This window comes from Agromyces aurantiacus, assembly GCF_016907355.1.
In the GTDB taxonomy this organism is placed as follows: Bacteria; Actinomycetota; Actinomycetes; order Actinomycetales; family Microbacteriaceae; genus Agromyces; species Agromyces aurantiacus.
On the sequence record NZ_JAFBBW010000001.1, the window covers coordinates 1252610 to 1266078 of the forward strand.

Annotated in this window: 14 protein-coding genes; 8 read left to right on the forward strand and 6 right to left on the reverse strand. The window is 72.6% G+C overall.

Annotated features, from left to right (window positions below):
* Positions 1-36: 36 nt before the first annotated feature.
* From JOD46_RS05970 to JOD46_RS05995, 6 genes are all read left to right on the forward strand, one after another.
* Positions 37-861 (forward strand): alpha/beta fold hydrolase, encoded by an 825-nt coding sequence (locus JOD46_RS05970; protein ID WP_204392452.1) that lies wholly within the window; start codon positions 37-39, stop codon positions 859-861.
* A 43-nt stretch (positions 862-904) separates the two neighbouring features.
* Complete coding sequence (locus JOD46_RS05975; protein ID WP_204392454.1) at positions 905-1747, forward strand: alpha/beta hydrolase; 843 nt, start codon at positions 905-907, stop codon at positions 1745-1747.
* An 11-nt stretch (positions 1748-1758) separates the two neighbouring features.
* Positions 1759-2100 carry an MBL fold metallo-hydrolase gene (locus JOD46_RS05980; RefSeq protein WP_204392456.1) on the forward strand — a complete coding sequence of 114 codons (342 nt, stop codon included), beginning with the start codon at positions 1759-1761 and terminating at the stop codon, positions 2098-2100.
* A 12-nt stretch (positions 2101-2112) separates the two neighbouring features.
* On the forward strand, positions 2113-3390 hold the full coding sequence (locus JOD46_RS05985) for a sensor histidine kinase (protein WP_204392458.1): 1278 nt from the start codon (positions 2113-2115) through the stop codon (positions 3388-3390).
* Complete coding sequence (locus JOD46_RS05990) at positions 3387-4058, forward strand: response regulator (protein ID WP_204392460.1); 672 nt, start codon at positions 3387-3389, stop codon at positions 4056-4058. Before JOD46_RS05985 ends, JOD46_RS05990 begins: the two co-directional genes overlap by 4 nt.
* A gap of 125 nt (positions 4059-4183) precedes the next feature.
* On the forward strand, positions 4184-5521 hold the full coding sequence (locus JOD46_RS05995) for an acyltransferase family protein (protein WP_204392462.1): 1338 nt from the start codon (positions 4184-4186) through the stop codon (positions 5519-5521).
* An 87-nt stretch (positions 5522-5608) separates the two neighbouring features.
* On the opposite strand, the gene JOD46_RS06000 is transcribed toward JOD46_RS05995, so the two are convergent.
* The gene (locus JOD46_RS06000) at positions 5609-6442 is read right to left on the reverse strand and encodes an alpha/beta fold hydrolase (protein ID WP_204392464.1); all 834 of its coding nucleotides are present in this window, start codon (positions 6440-6442) and stop codon (positions 5609-5611) included.
* A gap of 171 nt (positions 6443-6613) precedes the next feature.
* A complete protein-coding gene (locus JOD46_RS06005; protein WP_204392466.1) occupies positions 6614-8041 on the reverse strand; it encodes an HNH endonuclease signature motif containing protein in 1428 nt (475 codons plus the stop codon).
* A 235-nt stretch (positions 8042-8276) separates the two neighbouring features.
* On the opposite strand from JOD46_RS06005, the gene JOD46_RS06010 reads away from it, so the two are divergent.
* Positions 8277-9563, forward strand: a complete 1287-nt coding sequence (locus JOD46_RS06010; protein ID WP_204392468.1) for a serine hydrolase domain-containing protein — start codon at positions 8277-8279, stop codon at positions 9561-9563.
* Between the two features lie 43 nt (positions 9564-9606).
* Here JOD46_RS06010 and JOD46_RS06015 read toward each other — a convergent pair whose 3' ends face one another.
* Positions 9607-10614: an EamA family transporter gene (locus JOD46_RS06015; protein WP_204392470.1), complete on the reverse strand. Its 1008-nt coding sequence runs from the start codon at positions 10612-10614 to the stop codon at positions 9607-9609.
* Positions 10615-10686: 72 nt separating this feature from the next.
* Between JOD46_RS06015 and JOD46_RS06020 the strand changes: the two genes are divergently transcribed.
* The gene (locus tag JOD46_RS06020) at positions 10687-11628 is read left to right on the forward strand and encodes a LysR family transcriptional regulator (protein ID WP_204392472.1); all 942 of its coding nucleotides are present in this window, start codon (positions 10687-10689) and stop codon (positions 11626-11628) included.
* Positions 11629-11664: 36 nt separating this feature from the next.
* On the opposite strand, the gene JOD46_RS06025 is transcribed toward JOD46_RS06020, so the two are convergent.
* Genes JOD46_RS06025 through JOD46_RS06035 form a run of 3 tightly spaced genes read right to left on the reverse strand, consistent with a single transcriptional unit; the run spans position 11665 to position 13462 of the window.
* Positions 11665-12387: a hypothetical protein gene (locus JOD46_RS06025; protein WP_204392475.1), complete on the reverse strand. Its 723-nt coding sequence runs from the start codon at positions 12385-12387 to the stop codon at positions 11665-11667.
* Positions 12384-13118, reverse strand: a complete 735-nt coding sequence (locus tag JOD46_RS06030; RefSeq protein WP_204392477.1) for a hypothetical protein — start codon at positions 13116-13118, stop codon at positions 12384-12386. The genes JOD46_RS06025 and JOD46_RS06030 overlap by 4 nt, the downstream gene beginning before the upstream one ends.
* Complete coding sequence (locus JOD46_RS06035; RefSeq protein ID WP_204392479.1) at positions 13115-13462, reverse strand: PadR family transcriptional regulator; 348 nt, start codon at positions 13460-13462, stop codon at positions 13115-13117. The genes JOD46_RS06030 and JOD46_RS06035 overlap by 4 nt, the downstream gene beginning before the upstream one ends.
* Positions 13463-13469: the final 7 nt, after the last annotated feature.

The following is a 13469-nucleotide window of genomic DNA, read 5'->3' on the forward strand; positions in this document are numbered from 1 at the left end:
ATCGTGCCATCCGATCACGCCCGGAGGAGGCCCCGAATGCCCTACGTCACCACCGATGACGGCGCCCAGATCTTCTACACCGACTGGGGCGTCGACGGCTCACCCGTCATCCTGAGCCACGGGTGGCCGCTCAACTCCGACGCGTGGGCCGCGGCCGCGCGGTTCCTCGCCGAGCACGGGCATCGCGCCATCGCGCACGACCGGCGGGGCCACGGCCGGTCGACCCGCACCTGGGACGGCAACGAGATGGACACGTACGCCGACGACCTGGCGTGCCTCATCGACCACCTCGACCTGACCGACCTCACGCTCGTCGGCCACTCGACGGGCGGCGGCGAGCTCGTGCGCTACCTCGGCCGGCACGGCAGCGGGCGCGTGGCGAAGCTCGTGCTCGTCTCGGCGGTGCCGCCGCTCATGCTGCGCACCGACGACAACCCCGAGGGGCTGCCGATCGACGTGTTCGACGGCATCCGCGCGGGCGAGGCATCCGACCGGTCGCAGCTGTACCGCGACCTCGCCGACGGCCCGTTCTTCGGCAACAACCGCAACAACGACGTCTCGCCCGGCACGCGCGACGCGTTCTGGCTGCAGAGCATGGCCTGCGGCCACCGCGCGGCGTACGAGTGCATTGCGGCCTTCTCGGCGACCGACTTCCGCGACGACCTCGCGAAGGTCGACGTGCCGACCCTCGTGATCCACGGCGACGACGACCAGATCGTGCCGTTCGAGGTCGGCGGCAGGCGCTCGGCCGCCATGGTCGAGGGCGCCCGGCTGCTCGTGTACGAGAACGGCGCCCACGGCCTGCCCGACACCGAGCGGGATCGGCTGCACGCCGACCTGCTCGCCTTCATCGATTCCTGACCACGGATGCCGCGGCATCCGCCCCCATGAAAGGACCCCGATCATGACCGACCGGACCACCGACCCCGCCGCCCCCGACACGATCGTGCTGGTGCACGGCCTCTGGATGACCCCGCGCAGCTGGGAGGGATGGGGGGAGCACCTCGAGGCGAAGGGCTTCACCGTGCTGACGCCCGCGTACCCGGGGTTCGAGATCGAGGTCGAGGCGCTGCGCGAGCACCCCGACGTCATCGCGAAGCTCACGGTGCCCGAGACCGTCGACCACCTCGCGGGCGTCATCGAGGCGCTGCCGAGGCCGCCGATCATCATGGGCCACTCGTTCGGCGGCACGCTGACGCAGCTGCTGCTCGCGCGCGGTCTCGGGGCGGCGGCCGTCGTCATCGATTCGGCGCCGACCGAGGGCGTGCGCGTGACGCCGCTGTCGCAGGCCAAGTCGCTCTTCCCGGCGCTGAAGAACCCGGCGAACCGGCACAAGGCGGTCGGGTTCACGCCCGAGGAGTTCCACTACGCATTCGCGAACACGCTCTCGCGCGAGGAGTCCGACGCGGTCTGGCAGAAGTACGCGATCGCCGCCCCGGGCAACTGGGTGTGGGCGTACGGGCTGCTCGCGAACTTCCAGCCCGGCCACCAGGAGACCTGGGTCGACTACACGAAGGACCGGGCGCCGCTGCTGTTCATCGGCGGTGAGAAGGACCACATCATGCCCCCGGCCGTCAACAAGTCGAACGCGAAGCACTACGCGAAGTCGCCCGCGATCACCGAGTACGTCGAGTTCCCCGGGCGCTCGCACTGGATCTGCGCCGAGCCGGGCTGGCAGGAAGTGGCCGACCACGCGCTCGAGTGGGCGCTCGCGCACGCGCGGCCCGTCGCCGCGCTGCCCTCCTGATCGGCGCCGACATGCGCCTGAGCAGGATCGGCGGGCCGACCGTCCTCGCCGAGTTCGACGGATGGCGCGTGCTGGTCGACCCGACGTTCGACGCCCCCGGCCGGAGGTACTCCTTCGGCTGGGGGACGTCGTCGCGCACGACGCTCGGGCCGGCACTCGGCCCCGCACTCCGCCCCGTCGAGGTCGGCCCCGTCGACCTCGTGCTCGTCAGCCACGACCACCACGCCGACAACCTCGACGACGCTCGGCGGCAGCGCTCGAGGTCGACGCCGCGACCGTGCACGCTGGCTCGTCGACGGGCAGCCCGCCACCGTCTCGCACCGCAGAGGGATGTGCTGGGCCCGCGGGCGTGACAGAGTGAGCGCATGGCCCCACCCGCGTCCCCCCGCCCGGGTCGGGCGCTGGAGTGGGAGTGGCCGATCCCGCCGATCGTCTTCTGGTCGGCGAGCGGCCTGGCCGCGGTGGTGCTCTTCTCCGTCCAGGTCCCGATCCATGCGACGGCCTACGCCGTCCCCGTCGTCGCCGCGTTCGCGATCGGGCTCCTCCAGGCGGGCAGCCTGCCGATCGCGGTGTGGCATCCGTGGGCGGGCGTCGCGTCGTTCCTCGCCGGGCAGGTCGTCTTCGGCCTGGTCGGCGCGGCGGATCCCGGGCAGCCGTGGCCGGTCTCCGTGCCGCAGCTCCTCATGCTGTGCGCCCTGCTCATCGTGCTCGTGGTCCGCGGGGCGGATCGGGCCGCGATCGCGCTCTGGGTCGCGGCCGTCGTCGTGCCCCTCGGGCTCGCGTTCCTGCCCGACCGCGGCGCGACGCCCGACGGCTTGGTGGCGAACCTCGTGACGAGCGCCGCGGTGAGCGCCCTCGTGCTTGGCGTGGCCCTCGCCGTGACGGTCAGTCGCGCCCGGCTCTCGGCTGCGCTCGACGAGGAGCGCCGCACGAGCGCCGCCGAGCACGAGCGACGTCTCATCGCCGAGGAGCGCACGCGCATCGCGCGCGAGCTGCACGACGTCGTCGCCCACAGCATGTCGATCATCCAGGTGCAGGCGACGAGCGCGCCCTACCGGCTGACGGGGCTCGACGACGCGACGACGGCCGAGTTCGGCGAGATCGCGGCATCCGCTCGCGCGGCCATCGCCGACATGCGCGAGCTGCTCACCGTCCTCCGCGACCCGGCGGCCGAGGCCGAGACCGCGCCGCAGCCGACGCTCGCCCAGCTGCCCGAGCTCGTGGCGAGCGTCGAGCGCGCGGGGGTGCCGGTCGAGCTCGAGGTGTCGCCCGGCCTGCTCGACGGCGGGCTCGCCGCGAGCACGGCGTACCGGATGGTGCAGGAGTCGCTGAGCAACGTGCTGCGCCACGCGCCCGGGGCGCCAACCGTCGTGACCCTCCGCCGCGTCGACGGCGATCGCGCGTCGCTCGATCTCACGATCCGCAACGGGCCGCCGCCGGGCACGTCGCCGAGCACTCCGTCGGCACCGACCGCGGCACCGATCGCCGCCTCGTCGCTCGGCCCGGGCCACGGACTCATCGGCATGCGCGAGCGCGCCCGCCTCGTCGGTGGACGGATCGACAGCGGTCCCACGGCCGACGGCGGGTTCGAGGTGCACGCCGTCCTGCCACTGGTCGGGGGCCGTCCGGAGGAGGCGTCATGACGGTCACCGTGCTCGTCGTCGACGACCAGGCGATGGTGCGGGCGGGATTCGCCGCCGTGCTCGATGCGCACGACGACCTCCGGGTGGTCGGCCAGGCGGCGGATGGCGCCGAGGCGGTGCGTCTCGCGCGCGCGCTGCGCCCCGATGTCGTCGTCATGGACGTGCGCATGCCCGGCATGAACGGCATCGAGGCGACGCAGGCGCTGCAGACCCCGCCGCGGTCGAGCGACTACGTGCCGCGGGTGCTCATGCTCACCACGTTCGACATCGACGACTACGTGTTCGCGGCGCTGCGCGCCGGCGCGAGCGGGTTCCTGCTGAAGGACGCCGTGCCCGACGAGGTCGTGGCCGCCGTGCGCGTCATCGCAGCCGGCGATGCGCTGCTCGCGCCGAGCGTCACGCGCCGCCTCATCGAGGAGGTCGCGCGGCAGGCCCCGCCACCTCGGGTCGATGAACACCTGCTCGCCTCGCTCACCGCTCGGGAGCGCGAGGTGCTCGTCCTCATCGCGCGAGGCCGTTCCAACCAGGAGATCGCGGCCGCGTTGTTCATCGCCGAGCAGACGGTGAAGACGCACGTCGGCAAGATCCTGGCGAAGCTTGGCCTGCGCGATCGGGTGCACGCGGTGGTGTTCGCCTACGACGTGGGGCTCGTCCGGCCGGGAGGCTGAGGCATCCGCTCGTCGCCCCATACCGAGGTAGGGGGTCGGAACGGCACCGCCGGGTGATCCGCTGCCGGGTATCGCGTCCATAGCCTGCCGCCGGGCGGAGACGCCGCCCGGGAGGAGGCGCCGACATGCTGACCGCCGAACGACCTAGGCCCGTTGCGCCGAGCGACCTCGGTCGTCGACCGACCGCATCGGACCGCGACCCCGCGATCGACGCCGCACGCGCCGCCTGCCTCGTGGTCGTGTTCGTGCTGCACGCCATGATGGTCGGCGTGAGCGTCGGCGCCGACGGGCCGGTGCTCGAGAACGCGCTCGAGGGCTGGGCCGGGTTCGCCCCGGCGACCTGGGTGGTGCAGGTCATGCCCCTCTTCTTCGTCATCGGCGGCTACGCCGGGTGGACGCAGTGGCGCCGCGAACGCGCGAGGGGAGCGGATGCCGCGGCGTTCGCTCGCTCGCGCCTCCTCCGGCTCGTGCGTCCCGCGATCGCGCTCGTCGCCGTGATCACCTCGGTCCTCCTCGTGCTGGCCGCGGTCGGCCTGCCCGCCGACATGGTGGCCACCGCCGGATACCGCATCGGGCAGCCGCTCTGGTTCCTGACCGTCTACCTCGCCTGCTCGTCGCTCGTGCCGGCGATGGCGTGGTTGCACGCGCGGCATCCGTGGCTGACGCTGGGCGCGCTGTCGGTCGCCGCCCTCTCGGTCGATGCCGCCCGTTTCGCCTCGGGCGTCGACGCGGTCGGGTACGTCAACCTACTCGTCGTGTGGCTGCTCGTGCAGCAGCTCGGCTTCCTCCTCGCCGACGGCACGGTCGATCGGATGTCACGCCCCGCGCGCCTCGGAACCGCCGCGGTCGCGCTCGCCGTCCTCGCCGGCATGATCGCGGCCGGCCCGCACTCGGTCGACCTCTTCGCGAACCTCAATCCGCCCACGATCTGCCTTGCCGTGCTCGGCGTCGCGCAGCTCGCCGTGTTCTCGCTCATCCGCCCGGCGCTCCGCCGGTGGGCGCAGCGGCCGCGCCCGCAGCGGATCATCGCCCGATTCGGCGAGTGGGGGATGACGCTCTACCTCTGGCACCTTCCCGCCTTCGTGCTGCTCGCCGGCGTGCTGCTCGTGCTGCATCACGCCGCGGGCCTACCGCTGCCCGCGCCGCTCACGGCGGAGTGGTGGTGGACCCGACCGGTCTGGCTCGCCGCGGCCGCGCTCGTGACAGCGCTCGTCGTCCGCGGTGCCGCGCACTGGGAGCGACGACCGGCGGCGCCGAGACGGATGGTGGCGGGCGACCGGGCGGTCCGCGGGTTCGCCGTACCGGTCGCGGTCGCGGTGCCCGCGGCGATCGCCGGGGTCGGCGCGGTGCTCGTGCTGGGCTTCGGTGCGTGGCCGGGCCTGCTGTCGCTCGTGCTGCTCGCGGTGGCACTGCGCGGCTCGAGCACGCGCGCCGGGTCGCTGCGGCTCGCGAGCGCGGCGTGAGTCGGTGGCCGACCCGGGTCAGCGGCCGCGGCATCCGCCTCATGGATCGAGGACGGATGCCGCGGCAGGTGTCGCGCGCGACGGCCGTCACCCGGCGGCGTCGAGGATCACGTCCGTGACCTCGCCCGGGTGGCTCATCATCACGACGTGGGAGCTGTCGATCTCGACCGTCGTGGATCCGGCGCGCTCGGCCATGGCGCGCTCGGCCTCCGGCGGGATGGTGTGGTCCTGCGAGGCCACGACGAACCAGCTCGGGATCGCCTTCCACGCGGGGACGCCCGACGGCGTGAACAGGGCCTGCAGTGCGGCCGGGCGCTGCGACGCCGCCATCACCGCGGTCTGCTTCTTCGGCAGGTCGGCCGCGAACAGCTCTCGGAAGTAGGCGGGGTCGATGTAGCCGTCGGCATCGCCCTCGGGTGCGCCCGGATACGGCCTCACCACGATGTGGTCGGCGAGGTCGGTGTGCCCGCCGCCGAGCGCGTTCGCATCGACGAGCCGCTCGCCCTCGTCGAGCGCGTAGGCGGCGACGTAGACGAGCGCCTCGACGTTCGCCATCCCGGTCGCGGCGTTCGTGATGACCGCGCCGCCGTACGAGTGGCCGACGAGCACGATCGGGCCCTCGATGCTCTCGAGGATGGATCGCACATACGCGGCATCCGTGTGCAGCCCGCGCAGCGGGTTGGAGGCGGCGAGCACCGTGTAGCCCTGCTTCTGCAGCCGCTCGGTCACGTCGTTCCACCCCGACGCATCGGCGAAGGCGCCGTGGACGAGCACGATGGTGGGCTTCGGTTCGGACGGTGCGCGGGCGACATCCGCCGCCGCGGGGATCGCGACCGAGATCGCGGTCGCCGCAGCGGCGACCGTGGCGACCACCGCGACGCGGAACGCGCGTCGTCGGTTTCCGGGGTTCGTAGCGTGCATGAGGGGAACCTCTCCTCGCATTCGTGGACGGCGGGATGGCCCGGACGGGCGCGGCCGTCGACATCCACCCTCGCGTGAGTCGGCGGCGCACCGAACCACGTGCCGTGCGTAGTCACGCCGGACTGCTCTCGTCGATCCCCGCCGGCGACGCGCCGAGCGGGCGCGCGGGCATCACGCCGCCCGGTCTTCACGCAGTTCGAACCGCGCCCGGCCGCCGAGGCGGGGCGCCTGGGCGGGGTCGATGTGCGGTGGCGGGATGAACCAGATCTCGCGCGGTCCGGGCCGGATCTGCCAGCCGTCGCGGTGGATCATGTGGTGGCAGAAGGAGCACAGGAGGACTCCGTTGGCGAGGTCGGTCGGGCCGGCGTCGCGTTCCCACCAGTCGATGTGGTGGGCCTCGACGTAGCCGATGTTCTGCCCGCAGGAGGCGCAGCCGCCGTCGCGCTCGCCGAGGGCGAGCCGTTGCGCCTTCGTGAAGAGGCGCGCGGCTCGTCCGAGGTCGAGCGGCAGGCTCTCGCCGCCGAGGACGGCGGGCACGAGTTCGGCGTCGGCGGCCATGCGGCGGGCGGTTGCCGCTGAGATCGGCTGGTCGAGTCCGTCGATGCGCGCGTGCCCGAGCCCGCTAACGAGTGCGTCGAGGTCGATGCGCACGACCACGGTGGTTCTTGCGAGCGGTGTCGCTGACTGGGTGCAGCCGAGCGTGTGGCGGGCGAGCGCGGCGAGCGCGTCGGCCTGGATCTGCGGAATCGTACGGAGGTCGTCGATGACCGGGCGTGGTTCCCCGCCGCCCGCAGCTCCGCGCGGTTCGCGTCGGCGCAGCGCGTCGCCGACGAGTGCCTCGATCGCGGCCTTCACGGCAGCGGCGCTTTCGGGGTCGAGGCGGGCGTGCAGGTGCACCATGCCGCGAGCATCCTCGCGCATGGTCAGCGAGCGCTCCATCCGGAGCTCGTCTTCGCGGGGCTCGACGCCGTCGGGATCGAGCCGCGCCTCGGCCTCGCGCACCCCGCGCAGCAGCGTCTCGAGCGGTACCCGCTCGGCCAGCTCGACCAGCGCAGACTCGACGACCCGGGCACGGCCTGCGTCGGATCGCATCGAGGTCCGGTCGAGCATCGCGGTGATCGCCGATGCCGCCTCGACGCTGATGGCGGCCGACCCGAGCGCCTCCCCGACGTGAGGATGCGGGGACGGCAGTCGCTCTCCGGTGAAGCTCTGACGTTCGGCGGTCGCGGTACCGACTGCGATAAGCCTGCGTGCGTCTCCGAGCGAACCTCCGGTGGCCGCTGCGACGAGGCGGGCCGGGTTCTGGAACCCCTGCGCCTTCGCGAGCCCCGTGTCGCCGAATGCCGGCCCCGACCGCTTCGACACCTCGGCGGCGACCCTCGACAGCAGCGCATCGACATCGCGCCGCACGCGCGCGAGCGCCGCGGTGGCCTGCATGAGCCCGGTGTCGCTCAGCTGCTCGACCTCGACCTGCGCGCCCCCGCGCACGGCGCTCCACGCAGGCGACCCGCCGGCCCATGCCTCGCCCAGCGCTGCGACATCACGTCGCAGTGCCGCGAGCGCACCTGGCGGATGCTGCGGGTTCGGTGGCTGTTCCATGCTTCGATCCTGCACCTACCCACCGACATTCGATCGTGCCGAAAACCATTGCTGACCGGCATCTTTACCTGTGGCGAACTCAGCCATTCCGCAGCCTGTGGAGGACACGTCGCGGTGCCGCAGGCGAGCGACCTTCTGAATGGCGGCGCGCCACGCCGACACGATTTCCGGTGGTCCGACCCCCAGGCCGTCCCTAGAGTGGACCTCAGCCCGAGCCTCACGGAATGAGGTCGACATGCCGAGCATCCGCCGCACCGCCCTTCCGAGCCTCGCGCTCAGCGCGCTCGTCCTCGCCGGGTTCACCGGCTGCTCGGGCACCTCGGCGGACGCCCCATCGTCCGAGACGGCGCCCGCCGCGGCATCCGATGGTCGTCTCACCGTCGTCGAGGACGGCCTCGGGGCCGAACTCGGTGGCGAGCTCGAGGCTGCGGCGTCGGAGGCGTTCGCGGGCATCAGTGCGCCCGGCGCCGTGATGGCCGTGCGCACGCCCGAGGGCACGTGGGCTGCGACGGTGGGCTTCGAGGACTGGGATGAGACGACGCCGATGTCCGCCGACGTCAACCATCGGGTCGGCAGCGTGACCAAGACCTTCACCATCACGGTGCTCATGCAACTGGCCGACGAGGGGCTGCTCTCGCTCGACGACCCGATCGAGCAGTACGTGCCCGGCATGCCGAACGGCGACGCGACGCTCTTCGAGCTCGGTGCCATGCGCAGCGGCATCCCGTCGTACACGTTCAACCCGGAGTTCGAGCAGCGCCTGTTCGACGACCCGAACTCCGTCTGGACCCCCGAGGAGCTCGTCGGCCTCGTGCGGGGCGAGCCGCCGATGTTCGCGCCGGGCACCATGACCTTCTACTCCAACACCAACACCGTGCTGCTCGGCATGGTCATCGAGCAGGTCACGGGCCGGCCGATCGACGAGGTGCTGCAGGAGCGCATCTTCGAGCCGCTCGGGCTCGACCGCACGATCTTCCCGACGGATGCCTCGTTCCCCGACCCGCACGCCCACGGGTACACGCTCCAGGGCGTCGACGACGGCGTGCCCGTCGAGACGACCGACTGGAACCCGTCGTGGGGGTGGACGGCCGGCTCGATCATCTCCGACCTCGACGACATGCTCACCTGGAGCGAGGCGCTCGCGACGGGCGACGGCCTCCTGCCGGCCGACCTGCAGCAGCAGCGCATCGACTCGTTCGACTTCTCCATCCCCGTGTACACCGGCGAGGGCAGCAGTGCGCCGCAGAGCCCCGCTCGGGCCTACGGACTCGGCATGGGACTGGCGCTCGGCTGGTACGGCCACGACGGCACGATGCCCGGGTTCAACACCGTGCTGCAGCACCACCTCGAGTCGGGCACCACGGTCATCGTCCTGGCGAACAGCGACATCAAGTCGGGGGAGTGCCCGGACGGCACGGGAACCGTGCCCGACGGACGTGCGAGCGGACCGTGCTCCGACCCGGCGGTCTTCATCGGCAACGCGCTCGCCGCAGCGGTGGGGCATCCGCTCGTCGAGCAGTGACGGGCCGCTGCCGCCCGAGGTCACCAAGGGCGGCCGGCTCGCGTCACTTCGACCGCGGCACGGTCTCCTGCAGGCCGGATGCCTCGGATGCCTCGGATGCCCCGGATGCCTGGGCCTGGGATGCCTGTGCCTCGGATGTCTCGGATGTCGCGCCCGCCGCGCCCGCCACCCGCGCCGCCTTCCGCCGCGCCGGCGCGTTCGCCACGAACACCCCCGCGACGAGCACCGCCCCGCCGACCGTCTCCCACACGTTCGGCACCTGTCCGAGCAGCAGGGCCGCCGACGCCATCGCGACGACCGGCGCGAGCAGCACCCACGGCACGACCGACGCCGACCGGTTGCGGGCGAGCAGCCCGTTGAAGATCGCGTAGCCGACGAGGGTGCACAGGCCCGCGGTGTAGAGCGTCGAGAGCGCGGGGCGCCATCCGAATGCGGCGATGCCGGCGGCGATGGCGTCGGGTCCCTCGATGAGCGCCGACAGCCCGAGTGCGGGCAGCGGCACGACGAGCGACGACCACACCGTGAGCGAGAGCGCGCCGAACCGCCGAGCGGGCGCGACCGGCCCGGCCCGTCGTGCCACCACGTTGCCGATCGCCCACGAGAGCGCGGCGAGCAGGCACAGCACGACCGCGAGCGCGGGGGCGTCGCCGCCGCGACCGAACGCCACGATGCCGAGCCCCACCGTCCCGAGCAGCACGCCCGCGACCTGCAGGCGCGTGGGCCGCTCGCGCAGCGCGAGCGCGGCGACGAGGATGGTGAGCACGACCTGCGCCTGGAGCAGCAGTGCGGCGATGCCGGGCTGCAGTCCGAGCGCGATCGACGTGTAGAGCAGCGCGAACTGGCCGAGGCTCATGAAGAGGCCGACGCCGACGACGGTCTTCCAACTCGCGAGCGGCCGCGGCACGACGACGACGGCAAGGGCGACGACCGCGAACCGGATGGCGACGAAGAACAGCGGCGGGATGCCATCCATGCCCCAGTCGATGACGACGAAGTTGAAGCCCCACATCGTCGCCACCAGCGCGGCCAGCAGCATGTCGCGTCTCGTCATGGGTCAAGGGTGGCCCGCGGCATCCGGAATCACCAGCGACCATTTCTGCTCTTGAATCGGTAGCATCGCTGCATGATCGATCTCGAAGCGGTCGTCGCGCTCCGCGCGGTGGCGACGAACGGCAGTGTCGCTGCGGCGGCGGATGCGCTCGGGTTCACGCCGTCGGCGGTGTCGCAGCAGATCAAGCGCCTCGAGCGCGGCACGCGGGTCGCGCTGCTCGAACGGGCGGGTCGTGGTGTCGTGTTGACGGATGCCGGGCGCCAGCTGGTCACGTCGTCGGCGACGGTGCTCGCCGACCTCGAGCGCATCGAGGCCGACCTGCATTCCGCGGGCCGGGCGCCGGGGGCGGATGGCGCAGCCGCGCGCCGCATCACCGGCGAGGTGCGCATCGGCGCGTTCTCGACCGCGGTGCGGGGCCTGCTCGTCGACGTCCTGCCGCGGCTGCGGGAGGAGCATCCGGAGCTGCGGGTGCCGTTGCGCGAGAGCGAGCCGTGGGAGTCGATCGCGCTGGTCGCGTCGGGACAGCGCGATCTCGGCATCGTGCACCGGTGGGGCGGGGTCGCGCTCGCGATGCCCGATCACCTCGTCGAGACCCCCCTGTACACGGATGTCGCCGACGTGATCCTGCGACGCGAGCACCCGCTCGCCGGACGCACCGAGCTGACCCCGGCCGACCTCGCCGAGGAGGAGTGGATCGCGACGTTCGACTCGACGATCTGCCGCCAGTGGCTGCGGCGTCTCTTCGACGGGGTCTCGAACGCGCCGCGGATCGTGCACGAGTCGATGGAGTTCGAGAACCACCTGGAGCTCGTGCGCGCCGGCCTGGGAGTGGCGCTGGTGCCGCGGATGGGGCGCCCGCCGCTGCATCCCGATCTCGTCGCGGTGCCGACGGCGCGACCCGCATCGACCCGCGGGGTCTCGGCCGTGCACCGCCGCAGCCAGGCGGACTCGCCCGCGCTGCAGGCGGTCCTCGACGCGGTGCGGGCGTCGGTCGCCGGCCGCGACGCGGCCTGACGCGCTGTTCGACCGCGACCGCGACCCCGCCTGGTTCTAGTGGGCGCCGTCCATGCCGGTGGCGTGCACGGAAGCTCCGTGGCATCCGGCTTGCTGCCAGTCGTAGGCGTCGCCGAGCGGCTGGTCGTCGGCGCCGAACATGGCCTCGTGCCATTCGGGCGTGCGGGCGTCATTGAACGTGTCGAGCTCGTCGATCACGGCCATCGTGTCGCCGGTCTCCCACGTCTGCCACATGGGGATGAACGCCGCCTTGAATCCCTTCTCGGCCATGCACACGGCGTCCAGGTGGTCCTGCATCAGGCCCACCTCGACATCGAGCGCCCATTCCTCGATGAACTCGGCCGAGGGCCTCGGGATCAGGTCGAGGTCGGAGGTCTCGTCGTAGACGGTGTACCCGCGGATGGTGGCGATGCCGCCGGGTTCCGGTGCGACGGCGTCCTCGACCGGGTCGTCGGTCGCACCGGATGCCGGTGCGGGCGCCGCGCTCGCAAGGGGATCGTTCGTCGTGGGCGTGGGAACCGCTGCGGTGTCGGGCCGCGCGGGCGCCGAGACATCCGGAGTCACCGTGGACGCAGCAATCTCCTGGCCGTCTGCGTTGATCTCGGACATGGCCGCCGCGGTGAGCGCGGCACCGGTACCGATCGCCATGGCCGCTCCGACGGCGCCGACCACGAGTGCGATGCGGTGCCGCGGCGTCCGTCGCTCCTGTCGTCGTGCCTCGCGCGCTCGTTCGTCATCGAGCAGGTTCTGCAGGTTCATCGGGGTTCCTCTCCGGCGGGTAGGGATGCCGTGGACGCGGCCGGGATCCGGCGCGCTGGAGTCGCCCATTGGGCGGTGGCAGCGAGGCAGATGATGGCGACGCCGATGCCGATGACGTAGGCGGCCGGTTCGAGCCAGGGCACTCCGATGATCACGACGAGTGCGGTCGCGCTGAGGTGGTACAGCGCCTCGACGCTCTGCGCGAAGATCAGCACACCGGTGACCGCGAGCATCGCCGAACCCCAGTGCCGCGTGCGTCGCGGCCCGAGCAGGGCGGTTGCGACGAGGGCGACCGAGCCCAGGGCGATCGTGAACGCGACGGCGTTCGGCACGAAGGCGATGTCGTCGATCATCTGCGCACGCACCTGGCGGGCGGCGATGAACGCGCCGACGGCGACCTGCACGATGCCGATCATCACGACGGCAGCCGAGAGCAGCCCGTCCACGCGCGGCAGGCTCCACCGGATGCCCTCCCGACCGGAGAGTTGGGCGCGCCGCCAATCGAGGTCGGCCGGGATGCCGCGCAGCATCCTCGCTCGCATCGATCGTGCCGTGGCCCGCGGGCTGATGCCGGCCTCGGCCGCCCAGGTCGTGTGCTCGTGCAGGTCCGACAGGATCTCCTCCTGTCGCCTGCCAGCGACGGTCGGGTCGACGCCGCCCGTGTAGCGCAGTGTCCAGTGCAGCGTCGCCCGGGCGGCGCGTTCGACGACTCGCTCGTTCCGGCCGGTCATGCGAGCGCCTCGCCGGTCACGGTGCCGCGCTGCTCGGCTCGGACGGCCGCACGAAACGCCGCCTCGCCGGCCCCGGTCACCTGGTAGAGGCGGCGGCGCGGGCGGCCCTCGGCCTCGGCCGACTCGGGTGCCTCCCACTCCGATTCCAGCAACCCCGCGGCTTCCATGCGGTTCAGTGCGCGATACAGCGCGCCTTGCGACACCAACGCGGAGCCGTCGCGTTCGGCGAGCGTGCGGGCGAGCGCGAACCCGAAGAACGATCCCTCGCGCGGCTGGATGGTGAGGCCCGCATCGAGGATCGCGAGCTCGATCGGCAGGAGCACGCCTGGGCGTCGTCGTGGCATGGATGCG

What these genes read in the sequence shown, in the direction of transcription:
- JOD46_RS06020 (WP_204392472.1), top strand. Translation starts at nt 10,687, where the DNA reads ATGATCGATCTCGAAGCGGTCGTCGCGCTCCGCGCGGTGGCGACGAAC.
- JOD46_RS06025 (WP_204392475.1), bottom strand. Translation starts at nt 12,387, where the DNA reads ATGAACCTGCAGAACCTGCTCGATGACGAACGAGCGCGCGAGGCACGA.
- JOD46_RS05970 (WP_204392452.1), top strand. Translation starts at nt 37, where the DNA reads ATGCCCTACGTCACCACCGATGACGGCGCCCAGATCTTCTACACCGAC.
- JOD46_RS05985 (WP_204392458.1), top strand. Translation starts at nt 2,113, where the DNA reads ATGGCCCCACCCGCGTCCCCCCGCCCGGGTCGGGCGCTGGAGTGGGAG.
- JOD46_RS06030 (WP_204392477.1), bottom strand. Translation starts at nt 13,118, where the DNA reads ATGACCGGCCGGAACGAGCGAGTCGTCGAACGCGCCGCCCGGGCGACG.
- JOD46_RS06035 (WP_204392479.1), bottom strand. Translation starts at nt 13,462, where the DNA reads ATGCCACGACGACGCCCAGGCGTGCTCCTGCCGATCGAGCTCGCGATC.
- JOD46_RS05995 (WP_204392462.1), top strand. Translation starts at nt 4,184, where the DNA reads ATGCTGACCGCCGAACGACCTAGGCCCGTTGCGCCGAGCGACCTCGGT.
- JOD46_RS06015 (WP_204392470.1), bottom strand. Translation starts at nt 10,614, where the DNA reads ATGACGAGACGCGACATGCTGCTGGCCGCGCTGGTGGCGACGATGTGG.
- JOD46_RS05980 (WP_204392456.1), top strand. Translation starts at nt 1,759, where the DNA reads ATGCGCCTGAGCAGGATCGGCGGGCCGACCGTCCTCGCCGAGTTCGAC.
- JOD46_RS06000 (WP_204392464.1), bottom strand. Translation starts at nt 6,442, where the DNA reads ATGCACGCTACGAACCCCGGAAACCGACGACGCGCGTTCCGCGTCGCG.
- JOD46_RS06010 (WP_204392468.1), top strand. Translation starts at nt 8,277, where the DNA reads ATGCCGAGCATCCGCCGCACCGCCCTTCCGAGCCTCGCGCTCAGCGCG.
- JOD46_RS05990 (WP_204392460.1), top strand. Translation starts at nt 3,387, where the DNA reads ATGACGGTCACCGTGCTCGTCGTCGACGACCAGGCGATGGTGCGGGCG.
- JOD46_RS06005 (WP_204392466.1), bottom strand. Translation starts at nt 8,041, where the DNA reads ATGGAACAGCCACCGAACCCGCAGCATCCGCCAGGTGCGCTCGCGGCA.
- JOD46_RS05975 (WP_204392454.1), top strand. Translation starts at nt 905, where the DNA reads ATGACCGACCGGACCACCGACCCCGCCGCCCCCGACACGATCGTGCTG.